General features: G+C 65.5%; 15 protein-coding genes, 1 tRNA gene and 1 pseudogene. 9 read left to right on the top strand and 8 right to left on the bottom strand.

The features are described from left to right. Nucleotides 1–12: 12 nt before the first annotated feature. On the bottom strand, nucleotides 13–327 hold the full coding sequence (locus QWG60_RS08745) for an SCP2 sterol-binding domain-containing protein (RefSeq protein ID WP_046078638.1): 315 nt from the start codon (nucleotides 325–327) through the stop codon (nucleotides 13–15). Nucleotides 328–491: 164 nt separating this feature from the next. On the opposite strand from QWG60_RS08745, the gene sohB reads away from it, so the two are divergent. Further along, a complete protein-coding gene (gene sohB, locus QWG60_RS08740; protein ID WP_146908622.1) occupies nucleotides 492–1529 on the top strand; it encodes a protease SohB in 1038 nt (345 codons plus the stop codon). Between the two features lie 5 nt (nucleotides 1530–1534). Here sohB and QWG60_RS08735 read toward each other — a convergent pair whose 3' ends face one another. Continuing rightward, a complete protein-coding gene (locus QWG60_RS08735; RefSeq protein ID WP_146908624.1) occupies nucleotides 1535–1861 on the bottom strand; it encodes an ArsR/SmtB family transcription factor in 327 nt (108 codons plus the stop codon). Nucleotides 1862–2156: 295 nt separating this feature from the next. Between QWG60_RS08735 and QWG60_RS08730 the strand changes: the two are divergent. The 3 genes and pseudogenes from QWG60_RS08730 to QWG60_RS08720 all read left to right on the top strand — a co-directional run bounded on the left by QWG60_RS08730 (nucleotide 2157) and on the right by QWG60_RS08720 (nucleotide 5481). After that, nucleotides 2157–3885: pseudogene (locus QWG60_RS08730) on the top strand (AMP-binding protein). A 126-nt stretch (nucleotides 3886–4011) separates the two neighbouring features. Continuing rightward, entirely contained in the window at nucleotides 4012–4686 is a 675-nt protein-coding gene (locus QWG60_RS08725; protein ID WP_035593322.1) for a 7-cyano-7-deazaguanine/7-aminomethyl-7-deazaguanine transporter, read from the top strand. Nucleotides 4687–4704: 18 nt separating this feature from the next. After that, nucleotides 4705–5481 carry an alpha/beta fold hydrolase gene (locus QWG60_RS08720; protein WP_146908626.1) on the top strand — a complete coding sequence of 259 codons (777 nt, stop codon included), beginning with the start codon at nucleotides 4705–4707 and terminating at the stop codon, nucleotides 5479–5481. Nucleotides 5482–5505: 24 nt separating this feature from the next. Here QWG60_RS08720 and QWG60_RS08715 read toward each other — a convergent pair whose 3' ends face one another. Then, nucleotides 5506–6684 carry an ABC transporter substrate-binding protein gene (locus QWG60_RS08715; protein WP_146908629.1) on the bottom strand — a complete coding sequence of 393 codons (1179 nt, stop codon included), beginning with the start codon at nucleotides 6682–6684 and terminating at the stop codon, nucleotides 5506–5508. 176 nt (nucleotides 6685–6860) lie between these two features. Here QWG60_RS08715 and QWG60_RS08710 point away from each other — a divergent pair, with 176 nt between their 5' ends. The 5 genes from QWG60_RS08710 (at nucleotide 6861) to QWG60_RS08690 (ending at nucleotide 10723) form a co-directional block, all read left to right on the top strand. Next, nucleotides 6861–8567, top strand: coding sequence for a potassium/proton antiporter (locus tag QWG60_RS08710; protein ID WP_035593314.1), 1707 nt, complete (start codon nucleotides 6861–6863; stop codon nucleotides 8565–8567). A 318-nt stretch (nucleotides 8568–8885) separates the two neighbouring features. Continuing rightward, nucleotides 8886–9044 carry a YqaE/Pmp3 family membrane protein gene (locus tag QWG60_RS08705; RefSeq protein WP_035593311.1) on the top strand — a complete coding sequence of 53 codons (159 nt, stop codon included), beginning with the start codon at nucleotides 8886–8888 and terminating at the stop codon, nucleotides 9042–9044. A gap of 231 nt (nucleotides 9045–9275) precedes the next feature. After that, entirely contained in the window at nucleotides 9276–9863 is a 588-nt protein-coding gene (locus QWG60_RS08700) for a recombinase family protein (protein WP_046078644.1), read from the top strand. Nucleotides 9864–9976: 113 nt separating this feature from the next. After that, a tRNA-Ser gene (locus QWG60_RS08695) sits at nucleotides 9977–10066 on the top strand. A gap of 333 nt (nucleotides 10067–10399) precedes the next feature. Further along, nucleotides 10400–10723, top strand: coding sequence for a hypothetical protein (locus QWG60_RS08690; RefSeq protein WP_146908631.1), 324 nt, complete (start codon nucleotides 10400–10402; stop codon nucleotides 10721–10723). 49 nt (nucleotides 10724–10772) lie between these two features. Here QWG60_RS08690 and QWG60_RS08685 read toward each other — a convergent pair whose 3' ends face one another. Genes QWG60_RS08685 through QWG60_RS08665 form a run of 5 tightly spaced genes read right to left on the bottom strand, consistent with a single transcriptional unit; the run spans nucleotide 10773 to nucleotide 13553 of the window. Continuing rightward, a complete protein-coding gene (locus tag QWG60_RS08685) occupies nucleotides 10773–11207 on the bottom strand; it encodes a hypothetical protein (protein ID WP_146908634.1) in 435 nt (144 codons plus the stop codon). Next, nucleotides 11208–12671, bottom strand: coding sequence for a lytic transglycosylase domain-containing protein (locus QWG60_RS08680; RefSeq protein ID WP_146908636.1), 1464 nt, complete (start codon nucleotides 12669–12671; stop codon nucleotides 11208–11210). It lies immediately after the preceding gene. Then, nucleotides 12671–12943 carry a hypothetical protein gene (locus tag QWG60_RS08675; protein ID WP_146908638.1) on the bottom strand — a complete coding sequence of 91 codons (273 nt, stop codon included), beginning with the start codon at nucleotides 12941–12943 and terminating at the stop codon, nucleotides 12671–12673. The genes QWG60_RS08680 and QWG60_RS08675 overlap by 1 nt, the downstream gene beginning before the upstream one ends. Next, on the bottom strand, nucleotides 12940–13095 hold the full coding sequence (locus QWG60_RS08670) for a hypothetical protein (protein ID WP_186810064.1): 156 nt from the start codon (nucleotides 13093–13095) through the stop codon (nucleotides 12940–12942). The genes QWG60_RS08675 and QWG60_RS08670 overlap by 4 nt, the downstream gene beginning before the upstream one ends. Then, nucleotides 13092–13553 (bottom strand): hypothetical protein, encoded by a 462-nt coding sequence (locus tag QWG60_RS08665; protein ID WP_146908641.1) that lies wholly within the window; start codon nucleotides 13551–13553, stop codon nucleotides 13092–13094. Before QWG60_RS08665 ends, QWG60_RS08670 begins: the two co-directional genes overlap by 4 nt. Nucleotides 13554–13555: the final 2 nt, after the last annotated feature.

Here is a 13555-nt window from a genome sequence, read left to right as displayed (position 1 = left end):
CGTCAGGGCAAATCAGCCGCGGCGGGGAAACAGGCTGCCAAGCTTGGTGGCCAGCATGACGTTGCCGGTGGCCTTGAGCCGGCCGCTCATCACGGCGCTCATGCCGCTGATCTCGCCGCTCATCACGCCCTTGAGGGTCTCGGTACTCAGGCTCAGGCTGACCGACGGCTCCTCGTGTACGCCTTCCTGAACGTCCAGCTCGCCGTCCTGCACCACCAGGTGATAGTCGCCGGCGTCGCTGAAGTGGAACTGGAAGACCTCGTCCATACCGCGGGCGGCCTCGGGATCGAAGCGGGCATGGAGCTTGTCGAGGGTGCTGTCGGACATCGGGGGTCTCCGGAGACGGTGAAGGATCGATCCGCGAGAGTAGGGAAAAGCGCCGGTGCCATCAAGTCGGCCGGCTTGTGGCCGGGCCCGCGGCTGGGCAGGATGGTAGCCCTGCCTCGGGCGAACGACGCCGCGAAGGATTGACCCCACGAAGGAGAGACACGGTGAACGAGTGGCTGACGGATTTCGGCATGTTCCTGGCCCAGCTGGTGGCGGTGGTGGTCATCGTGACCCTGGGCGTGATGGTGGTGATGCGTGCCCGCGGCGGTGAGGGCGAGCAGGCCCGGCTGCGGGTCGAGGAACTCAACGGCGATCGCCGCCGTCGCCGTCGCCGGTTGCAGCTGGCCGCCAGCGAGCCCGGTGCGCGCAAGCGGCGGCAGAAGGCCTTTCGGCGCGACGACAAGGCGCGCGGCAAGCAGAAGGGCGAGGCCACCGAGGCCGCCGGCACGGTCTGGGTGCTGGATTTCCATGGCGACCTGAAGGCCAGCGCCACCGGGCGCTTCGCCGAGGAAGTCTCGGCGGTGCTGGACGTGGCCGGCGAGCAGGACGAGGTCGTGGTGCGTCTCGAGTCGCCCGGCGGGCTGGTGCATGCCTATGGCCTCGCCGCCGCCGAGCTGGACCGGCTGCGCCAGGCAGGGCTTTCCACCACCGTGTGCGTCGACAAGGTGGCGGCCAGCGGTGGCTACCTGATGGCCTGCTGCGCCGACCGGCTGCGGGTCGCGCCCTTCGCGGTGCTGGGCTCGATCGGCGTGGTCGCTCAGGTGCCCAACCTGCATCGCCTGCTCAAGCGCCATGACGTCGACGTGGAGGTGCTGACCGCGGGTCGCTACAAGCGCACCCTGACGGTGTTCGGCGAGAATACCGAAGAAGGGCGCGAGAAGTTCCTGGAAGATCTCGAGAACGTGCACGGGCTGTTCAAGCACTACGTCGCCGAACGCCGCCCGGACCTGGACATCGAGGCGGTGGCCACCGGCGAGAGCTGGTACGGGCAGCAGGCGCTGCCCCGGGGACTGGCCGACGAGATCGGCACCAGCGAGGCCTATCTCGTCGAGCGCATGAATGAGGCGCGGGTGGTATCGCTGCGCCTGGAGCATCGTCAGTCGCTGGCCGGACGACTGGGGCTGGCGGTGTCGCACGGCGTGGAATGCGGGGTCGAGAGGGTTGTCGAGCGCCTGGAGGCGCGGGGCTGGCAGAAGCGCTGAGCGGCTCAGTCGCCGCCCAGCTCCATCTGGGCGAGGGCCGACAGCAGGGTTCTCGCCCGATCGCCGTTGAGCGAATAGTAGATGGTCTGCGACGCGCGCCGGGTACTGACCAGGTGCTCGCGTCGCAGGATGGCCAGATGCTGGGAAAGGGCGGACTGGCTAAGCGCCAGCTGGTGGTTGAGTTCGGTGACCGACAGCTCCTGTCCGTCCAGCAGGCACAGGATCCGCAGTCGGTTGTCGTTGGCCATCGCCTTGAGCAGGGCGCTGGCCTGATCGATGACGTCATCCCCGTCGTGCAGCAGGCGTACGGCCTGACGTTGCGAAGTGCTCATGATGTCTCACCCCTCATGCTGCCGATGCAGCCGATGGTGGTCGTCCCTGCCCGAATGGCAAGCTCCTGGACGGTGTCGTGATCCGTCACATCTTTCCTGATTCAGTCATTGCTCAATTATAGTTCAGGGGCGGCACCGCGACCCTGTTGTCACGCCTGACGGCGCTGTTTGTCGACAACTAGATGGCTAGTATCGTCCATTTGTCGAATTTCGCCCTTGGTATGAGGGTCTGTGGGCCTCTTCTGTTCTAGTGTGTCAACAATCATGGTGACATTCATCGAACAGGCAGGCCTCCATGTCCAGCTATCGCAGCGAATTCCAGCGTTCCATCCAGCACCCCGAGGCCTTCTGGGCCGAGCAGGCCGAGCGCCTGCCCTGGGTTGCCCCGCCCACGCGCATCCTCGAGTACGACGAACAGGGCCACGCCCGCTGGTACGCCGACGGCGAGCTCAACCTGTGCCACGCGGCCCTCGATCACCACATCGAGCAGGGGCGAGGCGAGCAGGCCGCGCTGCTGTGGGACTCGCCGGTCAGCGGGGGCAAGCTTCGCCTCAGCTATGCCGAGCTGCGTGACCGGGTGGCGCGTTTCGCCGGGGCGCTGCGTGATCTCGGTGTCGAGCAGGGCGACCGGGTGGTCATCTATCTGCCGATGGTGCCGGAGGCGCCGATCGCCATGCTGGCCTGCGCGCGGTTGGGAGCGGTTCACTCGGTGGTCTTCGGCGGCTTCGCGCCCCACGAGCTGGCGGTGCGTATCGAGGACGCCGAGCCCAAGGTGGTGGTGGCCGCGTCCTGCGGCATCGAAGTCGACCGGGTGCTGCCCTACCCGCCGATCGTGCGGGCGGCGCTGGAACAGAGCGCCCACCGGCCCGAGGCCTGCGTGATCCTGCAGCGCGAGCAGTGCCTGGCCGAACTCGGCGAGGACGAGCATGACTGGGCGACGCTGGAGGCCGCGGCGGCGCCGGCCGACTGCGTGCCGGTGAAGGCCACCGATCCGCTTTACGTGCTGTATACCTCCGGCACCACCGGCAAGCCCAAGGGCGTGGTGCGCGACACCGGCGGCTATGGCGTGGCGCTGCACTATTCCATGGAGGCGGTCTACGACATGGCGCCGGGCGAGGTGTTCTTCTCGGCCTCGGACGTGGGCTGGGTCGTGGGGCACTCCTATATCGTCTATGGGCCGCTGCTGCGCGGCTGTACCACCGTCGTGTATGAGGGCAAGCCGGTGCGGACCCCGGATGCTGAAGGGGATGCTGGACGTGCCGGTGGTCGACCACTGGTGGCAGACCGAAACCGGCTGGCCCATCGCCGCCAATCTGCTGGGGGTGGAGCCGATGCCGGCCAAGGCGGGCTCGGCCACGGTGCCGGTGCCGGGCTTCGACGTACGCATCCTCGATCGCAGCGGCCTCGACGCGCCGTCGCTGGAGCAGGGCAGCGTGATGATCAAGCAGCCGTTGCCGCCGGGCTGCCTGTCCGGTATCTGGCGCGATCCAGAGCGCTTCCAGGCGGCCTACATGGCGGCCTTTCCGGGCTACTACCTGACCGGCGACGCGGGCTATCTCGACGAGGACGGCTACCTGTTCATCATGGGGCGCACCGATGACGTCATCAACGTGGCCGGCCACCGGCTTTCCACCGGTGAGATGGAAGAGGTGGTGGGCGGACATCCGGCGGTGGCCGAGTGCACGGTGATCGGCATCCACGATGCCTTGAAGGGGCAGGTGCCGGTAGGGCTGGTGATTCCCAAGGACGGTTTCGACGGCGACGAGGCGACCCTGGAGCGTGAGCTGGTCGCGCGGGTGCGCGAGATGATCGGCCCGGTGGCCTGTCTCAAGCAGGTGCTGGTGGTCGACCGCCTGCCCAAGACCCGCTCCGGCAAGATCCTGCGCAAGCTGTTGCGCCATATCGCCGACGGCGAGGCCTTCGGGGTGCCGTCGACCATCGACGATCCGGCCAGCCTGAATGACGTACACGAGGCGATGGTCGCGCGTTCGCTGGGCAGCGCCGAACGGGCACGCCAGCAGTAGGGCGCGGTTTGCCTGAGGCGGGTTTGGCCCCCGGCAGGCGGGCGCGTATAATTCGCGCTCGTTCGCCGGCGTACCGGCTGTCATTCGACGAGGGTTCCCTCACCCCTCCCGCCAAAAAGGTGCTCGATGTTCGCGCTTACCGCCGCCCAGACCCGCCGTTGCCTCGCGTGGCTGGTCGCCTTTCACATCCTCGTCATCACCGCCAGCAACTATCTGGTCCAGCTGCCCTTCAGCCTGTTCGGGCTGCATACCACCTGGGGCGCCTTCAGCTTTCCCTTCATCTTCCTGGCCACCGACCTGACCGTGCGGCTGTTCGGCAAGGAGCCGGCTCGGGCCATCATCCTGCGGGTGATGTTCCCGGCACTGGTGATCTCCTATGTCGTCTCGGTGGTGTTTCCGCGCGGTGGCTTCGCCGGGCTTGAGGCGCTGGGAGACTGGAACCTGTTCGTGGCGCGCATCGCCCTGGCCAGCTTTATGGCCTATGTGCTGGGGCAGCTGCTCGACGTCACGGTCTTCGACCGCCTGCGCCGGCTCAAGGCCTGGTGGGTGGCGCCGGCGCTGTCGACGCTGTTCGGCAACCTGGCCGATACCTTCGCCTTCTTCTCGATCGCTTTCCACCGCGGCCCCGATGCCTTCATGGCCACTCATTGGCCGGAGATCGCCTGGGTGGACTACGGCATCAAGCTGGGCATCAGCCTGGCCTTCTTCCTGCCGCTCTACGGCGTGCTGCTGGGCTGGCTGACGCGTCGCCTGGTGACGCTGACCGGCGACCGCGATCTGGCGCCCGAGCAGTTCCGCTAACCCGACAAGGAGTTCACGATGACTCTCGCTCTCCATCATATCGACACCGGCGGCGACGGCACGCCGCTGGTGGTGATCCACGGCCTGCTGGGCAGCGCCGACAACTGGCGCTCGCACATCAAGAAGTGGCAGGAGCAGCGCCGGGTGATCGCGGTGGACCTGCGCAACCACGGCCGTTCGCCCCATGCGTCCGGCATGGGCTACGCCGACATGGCCCGCGACGTGCTGGCGCTGCTGGATGAGCTGAACGTGGCCAAGGCGCACGTGCTGGGGCATTCCATGGGCGGCAAGGTGGCGATCACCCTGGCGCGGCTGGCGCCCGAGCGGCTGGCCTCGCTGGTCGTTGCCGACGTTGCGCCCCAGGCCTACGGGCACGGCCACGACAGGGAGCTCGGCGCGCTGCGGCGCGTGCGCGACGAGCGGCCCGCCGATCGCCGCCAGGCCGACGCGCTGATGGCGGACCATATCGACGAGCGTGCCACGCGACTGTTCCTGGCCACCAACCTGGTGCGTGGCGAGGATGGCATGACGGTGCGTGTCGGGCTGGATCAGATCGCCGAGGACTACGCGTCGATCAGCGGCGAACCGGACGGCGAGGGCGCCTTCGAGGGCCCGACCCTGTTGGTGCGCGGCAGTTGTTCGCCCTACGTGACCGATGCCATGCTGCCGGCGCTGCGCGAGGTGCTGCCGACCGCCGAGCTCGAGACCCTGGAGGCGGGCCACTGGCTGCATGCCGAGCAGCCCGAGGCGTTCCAGGCCGTGGTCAACGACTTTCTGGCACGCCAGGCGGACTGAGCCGCGCCGGGACAGGCGTCGGCGTCAACGGTTGGGGTCGATGGCCAGGCGCTCGACCGGCGTGGTCTCCGACACCAGATGTCGCTGGTTGAGGAAGCGCTCGAAGTCGGCATAGCGGCGTTCGTGAAGCGCCGCGGGCGTGAGGGTCAGTCGGCGCATGGCCTCGGGCCAGGCCGCCCGGTTGGCCGGGGTATCGATGGCCGGCTCGGCCTCGGCGAGCAGCTCCCAGCTGGCACTGGGGTGCTCGACGATCCAGGCCGTGGCTTCCTCCAGGGCCTCCACCAGCTGGACGATGGCCTTGCGCTGCGTGGCGAGCTCATCGCGGTTGGCCATCAGGATCAGGCCGTCATAGCGCGGCACGCCGATGTCTTCGGTGGTGTAGGTGCGTGTCGCCAGGCCGTCGTCGGCCAGGGCGCGGGGCAGCAGGTAGCGCACCGCGCCGATCACCCCGTCCACGCGCCCCTCGCGCATGGCCTGCTCCAGCCGGAAATGCAGGTCGGGGCTGTCCAGGGCGTCGCGGGTGAGGGCCTGGTGCGTCAGCAGACTGGCCAGCAGTACCTGCTCGGCGTCCGGGGCGACGTGGCCGATGCGCTTGCCGGCCAGCGACTCGAGGGCGATGGCATCGTCGAGGACCAGCGACGCGAGCGGCAGGCCGACCAGGGTCGCCACGCGGACCACCGGCTGGCCCTGGTCGACCAGCAGGTGCAGCAGCGGCTGGCGGGTCAGGGCCAGGTCCACGCGGGAGGTCGCCAGCAGCTTGGCGGGCACGTTGGGGTCGGCGGGCGTGCGGATATCCACCTCGAGACCGCGTTCACTGAACAGGTCGAGTTCTCGGGCCACGAACAGCGCCGCGTGGCGCGGACTGGGATACCAGTCGAGCATCAGCGAGAGCCGCGTGACCGGTGGTGGCGCGATGGGCTCGACGGGCCCCACCGCCACGGCCGGCGCGATGGGGCGTGTGGGCGTGTCCACGGCGGGGCCGCCGGAACGCCCCTCGAAGGCCGCCAGCGGATCCTCGGTGGCCTCCGATGGCGTGTCCCGCCCCAGGTCGGGGACCATGACCTCGGTGCCGAGCGGCGGGTAGCCGCCTTCGGGCGCTTCCGGGGCGGCATGGCCGAGCGCGGGTAATGCCGGCAGGCCGAGCGCCAGGGTCAGGGTGGCCCAGGTGCGGGGGCGCGCCGGGCGGCGGATGAATGACAGCATGTGAGCGGCTCCAGCGATGCCCGGGCGCTGCGATGAGGCGCTCGGGCAAGGGGATGATCGCGGCTAGTCTATCGGCGCCCGGTCCCGCCTGACCAGCGTGGCGGTCAACGTGGCGCCATCGTCGCGACCACCGGCGCGCCATGAGATACTTGGATGACCTTCTGGGGCAGGATGCCATGGATACGATCAATACCCTCTTTCTGCTCAGCGGCTTCCTGATCGCGCTGAGCGTGCTGGCCAGCCGGCTCTCGACCCTGGTCGGCGTTCCCCTGCTGTTGCTCTTCCTCGGTCTCGGCATGCTGGCGGGCGAGGAGGGCGTGCTCGGCATCCAGTTCGACGACTACCCGCTGGCGTTCCTGATCGGGCACCTGGCGCTGGCGATGATCCTGCTCGACGGCGGGCTGCGCACCCGACTCAAGACCTTCCGGGTCGGCTTCCGGCCGGCGCTGTCGCTGGCGACCCTCGGGGTGTTCGTGACCAGCGCGCTGGTCGGTCTGATCGCCATGTGGGTGTTCGGGCTGAGCCTGGTCCAGGGCCTGCTGGTGGGGGCCATCGTCGGTTCCACCGACGCCGCAGCGGTGTTCTCGATGCTCGGCGGGCGCGGCATCAACCTCAACGAGCGGGTCGGGGCGACGCTGGAGATCGAGTCCGGTACCAACGATCCGATGGCGATCTTCCTGACCCTGATGCTGGTGGAGGTCCTGGTCGGCGAGATCGGCGGCTGGCTCGATACCGCGCTGTTCTTCCTGCAGCAGTTCGGCGTCGGCATCGCGCTGGGGCTGGGCGCCGGCTGGCTGATCGCGCGTCTCATCAGCTGGGTGGATCTGGCGCCGGGGCTATATTCGCTGCTGGCGCTGGCGCTGGGCTTCTGCGTGTTCGGTGCGACCAGTGCGCTGGGCGGCAGCGGCTTTCTGGCCATCTACCTGACCGGCCTGATGATCGGCAATCGCCCCGGGCGCCATCTCAACTTCATTCTGCCGGTTCACGATGGCCTGGCCTGGCTCAGCCAGATCGGCCTGTTCCTGGTACTGGGCCTGCTGGTCAATCCCAGCGAGATGATGGTCTATGCACTGCCGGCCGCGGTCGTGGCGCTGGCGCTGATCTTCGTTGCTCGCCCGCTGGCGGTGGTGATCGCCATCAAGCCCTTCTTCCGCTTCCGTTGGCGTGAGGTCGGCTTCATCGCCTGGGTCGGGCTGCGCGGTGCGGTGCCGATCGTGCTGGCGATCTTCCCGGTCATCGGTGGCGTCGAGAATGCCGCGCTCTACTTCAACGTCGCCTTCGCGGTGGTGCTGCTGTCGCTGCTGATCCAGGGCGGCTCGCTGCCATGGGTGGCGAAGACGCTCAGGGTCGAACTGCCGCCCAGCGTGACGCCGAAACGGCGCGGGCCGCTGGGGATCCAGCACGACAACGACTTCGAGATGTTCGTCTATCACGTGGAGAGCACCGACCTCGAGGAGGTGCCGATCCGGCTGTTGCGCTTCCCTTCGGGGGCGATCATCGCCGCCCTGTTCCGCGATGGCGTGATGGTCCACCCCAAGGGCAGCACCCAGCTGCAGCGCGGGGACGTGCTGTGCGTGATCGGCCGCAGCGACGACCTGCCGGCCCTCAACCGGCTGTTCAATGGCGACGCGACGCTCCGTCGCCAGAGCGCGTTCTTCGGTGCCTTCAACTTCAATGGCGATGCGCGCCTGGGTGATATCGCCGAGGCCTATGGCCTGACGCTGAGCCCGGGCGAGCACGACATGACGCTCGCCGACTTCATCTCGCTGCGCGTCGGTGGGCATCCGGTGGTCGGTGACGACGTGGACTGGCACGGCATCCACTGGGTCGTCAACGAGATGGATGGCAACCGGGTGACGCGGGTGGGGCTGCGGCTCTATTGAGTGCCGGACCGGCATGCGGGCGTCTTCGGCAGGCGAGGACTGGGCGGCCGGTCGGGTTCAGGGGGAAAGGGCGGGTCGGGGTTATTCCTTGGCTTTGGCGATGCGCCAGACCACGATGGCGCCGATCAGTGATGCGGCGCTGGCGATCCACATGCCATACTCGGTGGGGAACGACAAGATACCTCCCAGGCGTCGAGGGGTTGCGATGGATGTCGTTTCCCTATCGGCCGCCGGTTCGGGAAGTTGAACGTTTTTTCACGACAGCAAGCGTGGTCGCGACCTCGGCGATGCGCAGTGATCGACACAAGGAGTGCTCCGATGGATCTGATTCGTATACTGCTGGCGATTCTGTTGCCCCCGGTGGGGGTCTTTCTTCAGGTCGGCTTCGGCCTGCATTTCTGGGTCAACATCCTACTGACCCTGCTGGGCTACATTCCCGGCATCGTGCATGCGGTATGGATCATCGCCAGGCGGTGATCTGCACAAAGGTATCTAGCGGGGGCGGCGTTGGCCGCCCCTTTCGGTTTCCGGTGGCTGCCTTGGATCCCTGGCGTTCGCCCTCTCTCGTCACTCTTCTCGGTGCCAATAAAGGTGATGTCCGACTTGGTGATACTGGATTTCCCGCTTATGATTGGTATCACTAAATAAGCGTTATATGACTCCAGTCTTGCGGGTCGTGAATCGGTGGCGCCAGGGATCGGGAGCAGCATGGGAAGAACTTTCGCGTATTGTCGTGTCGGGTCCGGGGAGTCGGCTCTCGATGATCAGCTCTCGGTCATCGCGGCCGCCGGTTATTCCGTTGTGCCTTATCGGGCGGTCGGTGAGTCGGTTGGCGCCTTGGTGCCGGCCAGCGAGCGTCCGGCCTTCCGGACCCTGGTCGAGCACAAGCTGGAGCCCGGTGACACCCTGGTGGTGTTGAAGCTGGATCGGCTCGGGTGCGACAGCATCGACGTTCAGCAGAGTATCGCCCGTCTTTCCGAGATCGGTGCGTCCGTGGTGTCGCTGGATTTGCCGATGCATGACCTGGCAAGCCGCGGGGGCCATCCGCTGCATTGCATGTTCGAGGCCTTCGCCGAGCTCGAGCGTGGCCGGCGCCGCGAGCGAACCCGGGAAGGGCTGGCTCGGGCCAGGCGCCAGGGCAAGAAGCTCGGTCGGCCCGTGGCGACCGATACCACCGAGAGGGTGCAGGCGCTCAAGGACCAGGGGGTCAGCCAGTCGGCGGCAGCGGCGCGTTCCGGGTTGAGCATCGCGACCGTCAAGCGGCACTGGAACCGGCGTCTCGCCGACACCGAGTGAGTCTGGTGCCCTCGTACCGCCAGCTTCAGCGCGTCGGGGGAGTGCGATAACACATTGATCGCATGAAACTCTTGACCAAAACGGAAAGATTGGTAATATATGCGCCGTGAGCCGGAGGGATGGCAGAGCGGTTGAATGCACCGGTCTTGAAAACCGGCGTAGGTGAGAGCCTACCCAGGGTTCGAATCCCTGTCCCTCCGCCACTTCTATTCCTAAAGCCCTGATTCGTCAGGGCTTTTTTAATGCCCGCGCATCAATACCATCAACCCCACCACCTACCTGAAAATAGTGCCCAAGCAAGCCTCAGGGGTCGTGTCTCTCACAGCTTGCACCACTCTCGTTATCGCTGCACAAAAACGTTGTTCAGGATGAAGGCGAGCCAATTTGTCGTGTCACCCTCCGAGTAGACGCCTAAACGGTTAGCTGACAAGCTGGTTAATGTGTACTAAAAAGGGCACATCGGCGCCGCCGGAATCGCAATACTCGTTCACATGAAGCGAGAGTGTCGGTGGCCGGTGCGCAAGGTGGGGGGTGAGATGAAAAGCAAGGCCACGCTCGTTGCCATCGGATTGGCAGCATTGCCCATGACGGCTCAAGCTACAGCCAGCGCTGAATGCGACTACGCGGCCCAGATAGCTGGCGATGTGTTTCTACAAAAGGCCATGGACTTACCATTAGAGGCTCAGCGCGCCCACGTCCTAGATGTCTGTGACAACATGGGCGACGCGGTTTGCGCCTCGTTGCTGCAACTGACCGAGAAGCCTAACCCAGATCTGAGCAACCTAACGTTTCATCAGAAGCATTATCTGGCAGTCCGGTTTGACCTGCAATTCCGCGACATATGCATGAATCGCCAGTGATGAGGTATTCTATCGATATCGGCTGCGCGTCGGCGATGGCCATGCGGGTTCAAGTCCCGCTCCCGGCACCACTCAGCGGCCCCAGCCCGCCATGCTTGGTGCGCCAGGTTGAGCGTTGCCCCTTGCCTCGCCACCCATCGAGCCCGCTGTAGTCTTCCACCACCTCCGGCACTGGCCGCGTCATCGCTGACGGCGTAAAGCGTCGTCCCGCCTCCATGGCTTCGAGCATCAAGTCCCCCAGCACGTCGGCATCCATGTCGCCGCCATAGGCGCCGAGCAAGTTCGCCAGCAGCTCACGAGAGCCCAGCAAATCCTCTAGGGCTTCGCCGTGGTCGTGTGGTTGTTTCGAGCCGCGCCACGCAGACTGAGCGTCCTTGTAGTATTGCCCCAACGCCTGGCCCCACAAGTTCGCGCAGCGGCCCGCGAGGTCTGCCGTCTCAGTAGCTCCACGGGGCTCGTCTATTACCAGCTCGGCAGCGGTCATCTAAACAAGCCCATTCCGGAAGTCTTCGGCGGCTCGCTCGCTGTGCTGCCGGAGGCGGCTGTCTACCGCCGCCGCGATAGCCTGCGGATCGTTGCCGCTGATATTGAAGGTGTTGTGGTTCGTGGTGTTGCTGGCCTGGGGCTGATTCATGCGAGATCGGATACTGGGAACATATGCCTCAGTCTCTGGGTTCGTCCATGCCTCACGATCCCATCCGGCGTTATAGGCACGCATAGCGTCGTCCCAATTTCCGAAACGCTGGTAGTTTTCGCGCATCACCTCTTCCTGCATCATGATGGCGTCGCGTGGATCGAATGGGTCTAGGTCACGCCCAAATCGGTCCTCTAGGCTCGCTTCTGTTTCCGGCATGATTTGCGCAAGGCCACGGGCGCCCGCCTCGGAGACGGCATAACGGTTGAAACTGGATTCTTGCGCAATCTGTGCTCTCAACAGGCCGGCGGGGGCGCCGATGTCACGCTCAGCCTGGGCGATCATCTCGCGCAAGGCGGTATTGTTGCGCAGGTTGTTGATGTCAAAGCCACCCATGAGCGGCACGTCGGGTTGCGCCTCTCCATCTGCGCTCGCCTGAGGCTCGTCATTGCCGCTCAATCCGGGCACGAACTCGCCAATGTCTCGGGCCAGAAAGCCAAGGCCGTTCTCGCGCAGCCATTGGTCAACAGGGCCTTCCACTGCCTTCAGCGGGCCGCCAGTGGCAAGGTCGCTCACCAGGTCAAAGTTTCCATCTTCGCCAGCCCAGCGGGTAAGCAGTTCTAGCATGGGCTTCAACGTGCCCATCATGTCCTGCGCGATAACTCGGTAAAGATCGCCGGCAGTTTCGTTCAGCTCAGCGAGTTCGCGAACGAACTCCCGTGCCTGGCCCGTCATTTCTTCCGTCAGCTCTGCATTTTTCGCAGCAAACGCCATCTGCCGCTGCACAAATTCGTCGCCCTCTCGTGCAAGCGAAACGGTCGTATCACTCAGACCCAAAGATTCGAGTGCGATACGGCGTTGTTGTGGGGAGGCGTCTTCGAGTTGGCCCAGCATGTTAACCAGCGAGCCAATTGCATCCCGCTGCTCAAGAACCTCGTTAACGTCCACACCCATAGCACTTAGCATGGCGAATGAATCGCCGCTGGGGTTGGCGGCCATATCGTCGATGGCACCCTGTAGGGCCTCAATGTCGCTCACGGCTTGTTGAGCGTTGCCACCGATGGATTCATATGTGAACCCGAGCTGCTGCATACCGGATACGCCCACATTCAAGCGGTCGGCGGTGCGACCCAGCTTATCCAGCTCCTGGGCAAACTTGGTAACGCCGCCGAGCACAGCCGAGCCACCAATGACGGCGCCCATTGAGATGGCAGCTTGGCGGACAGAGTTGAACGCCCCCACGCCGCGATTGAATGACTCCTCTTGTACGTCGAGGCCCAGGCCAACGAGAAGCTCGTCTATGCGTTCCGCCATCAGTGCTTACCTCCCTCGGGAATGACCATGTGGCCAACATGCTGGGCGATAAAGCCCAGCTCCGTAGACGCCACGGTGATGGCCACCGCATCGGTATTGCTCTCGGCTTTCGGCGGATTGGTGATAAACGCCATCGGGTCGGCCTCGCTGGCTTCCACATGGCGGGCGACAAGGCTCCATGTCTCGCTGACGAGGGTGTTCATCTGGGCATCTGTTTCGATTCCCATTGCCTTGGCCACGCATTGATACGCGCCGAGCCTGTACATGCTCATACCCGAATCCCTCCGATGCGCTCGCGCAGCTTGCGAACGGCGGGGGAATCGCCCGCCTTGTCGTTCTGGTGCGTCTTGCGGTTGTGGCCGCCAATACCCTTGGCCTGCTGGTATCCACGGGAGCCTAACGGCTGTCGATTCTTGCCAATCATTGCTTATCTCCCAGCCGCTTCATGTGGGCCTGGTACGCCGATTCGATGGCGTCCGAATCCTTGCCGTAACGACGGGCCAGCCACTCAGCGTGGGCGGCTTCCCGTTGCTTTTGAGCCTCAGCATCGGTGGTAATGGCTGGCTGGAGATTGCGGCGATAGCTGCTCTCTGCGGCGTCGCTCAAACGCTGTACGTCATCGCGCCAGGCATTCGCCTTGCGTTCCTGGGCGGCGTTATATGCCGCGTCGATCACCTCGCGGCCTTGGCGGCGTTCGATCCACTCCTGGCGAGCAGCCTGGCGCTGCTGCTGGGCGTCAGTGGTGGTCTGTTCGGGATTGCGGGCCAGATATTCCCGCATCGCATTACCGACAATCTCACGGCCTACTGTGGCTTGATCGGTGCCGGGGCGAATCCACTTGCCATCGGCAGGAACATCGGAAAAGAAACGGCGGTTAGTCATGG

Origin of the sequence: Halomonas halophila (assembly GCF_030406665.1) — a bacterium.
Lineage (GTDB): Bacteria > Pseudomonadota > Gammaproteobacteria > Pseudomonadales > Halomonadaceae > Halomonas > Halomonas halophila.
Note: the sequence above shows the minus strand (reverse complement) of the source record. Positions and strands in the feature narration are given on the sequence as shown.

Bases quoted from the DNA above. Each gene is read 5' to 3' on its own strand.
- QWG60_RS08745 (WP_046078638.1), bottom strand. From the start codon at position 327: ATGTCCGACAGCACCCTCGACAAGCTCCATGCCCGCTTCGATCCCGAG.
- QWG60_RS08735 (WP_146908624.1), bottom strand. From the start codon at position 1,861: ATGAGCACTTCGCAACGTCAGGCCGTACGCCTGCTGCACGACGGGGAT.
- QWG60_RS08725 (WP_035593322.1), top strand. From the start codon at position 4,012: ATGTTCGCGCTTACCGCCGCCCAGACCCGCCGTTGCCTCGCGTGGCTG.
- QWG60_RS08720 (WP_146908626.1), top strand. From the start codon at position 4,705: ATGACTCTCGCTCTCCATCATATCGACACCGGCGGCGACGGCACGCCG.
- QWG60_RS08715 (WP_146908629.1), bottom strand. From the start codon at position 6,684: ATGCTGTCATTCATCCGCCGCCCGGCGCGCCCCCGCACCTGGGCCACC.
- QWG60_RS08710 (WP_035593314.1), top strand. From the start codon at position 6,861: ATGGATACGATCAATACCCTCTTTCTGCTCAGCGGCTTCCTGATCGCG.
- QWG60_RS08705 (WP_035593311.1), top strand. From the start codon at position 8,886: ATGGATCTGATTCGTATACTGCTGGCGATTCTGTTGCCCCCGGTGGGG.
- QWG60_RS08700 (WP_046078644.1), top strand. From the start codon at position 9,276: ATGGGAAGAACTTTCGCGTATTGTCGTGTCGGGTCCGGGGAGTCGGCT.
- QWG60_RS08690 (WP_146908631.1), top strand. From the start codon at position 10,400: ATGAAAAGCAAGGCCACGCTCGTTGCCATCGGATTGGCAGCATTGCCC.
- QWG60_RS08685 (WP_146908634.1), bottom strand. From the start codon at position 11,207: ATGACCGCTGCCGAGCTGGTAATAGACGAGCCCCGTGGAGCTACTGAG.
- QWG60_RS08680 (WP_146908636.1), bottom strand. From the start codon at position 12,671: ATGGCGGAACGCATAGACGAGCTTCTCGTTGGCCTGGGCCTCGACGTA.
- QWG60_RS08675 (WP_146908638.1), bottom strand. From the start codon at position 12,943: ATGAGCATGTACAGGCTCGGCGCGTATCAATGCGTGGCCAAGGCAATG.
- QWG60_RS08670 (WP_186810064.1), bottom strand. From the start codon at position 13,095: ATGATTGGCAAGAATCGACAGCCGTTAGGCTCCCGTGGATACCAGCAG.
- QWG60_RS08665 (WP_146908641.1), bottom strand. From the start codon at position 13,553: ATGACTAACCGCCGTTTCTTTTCCGATGTTCCTGCCGATGGCAAGTGG.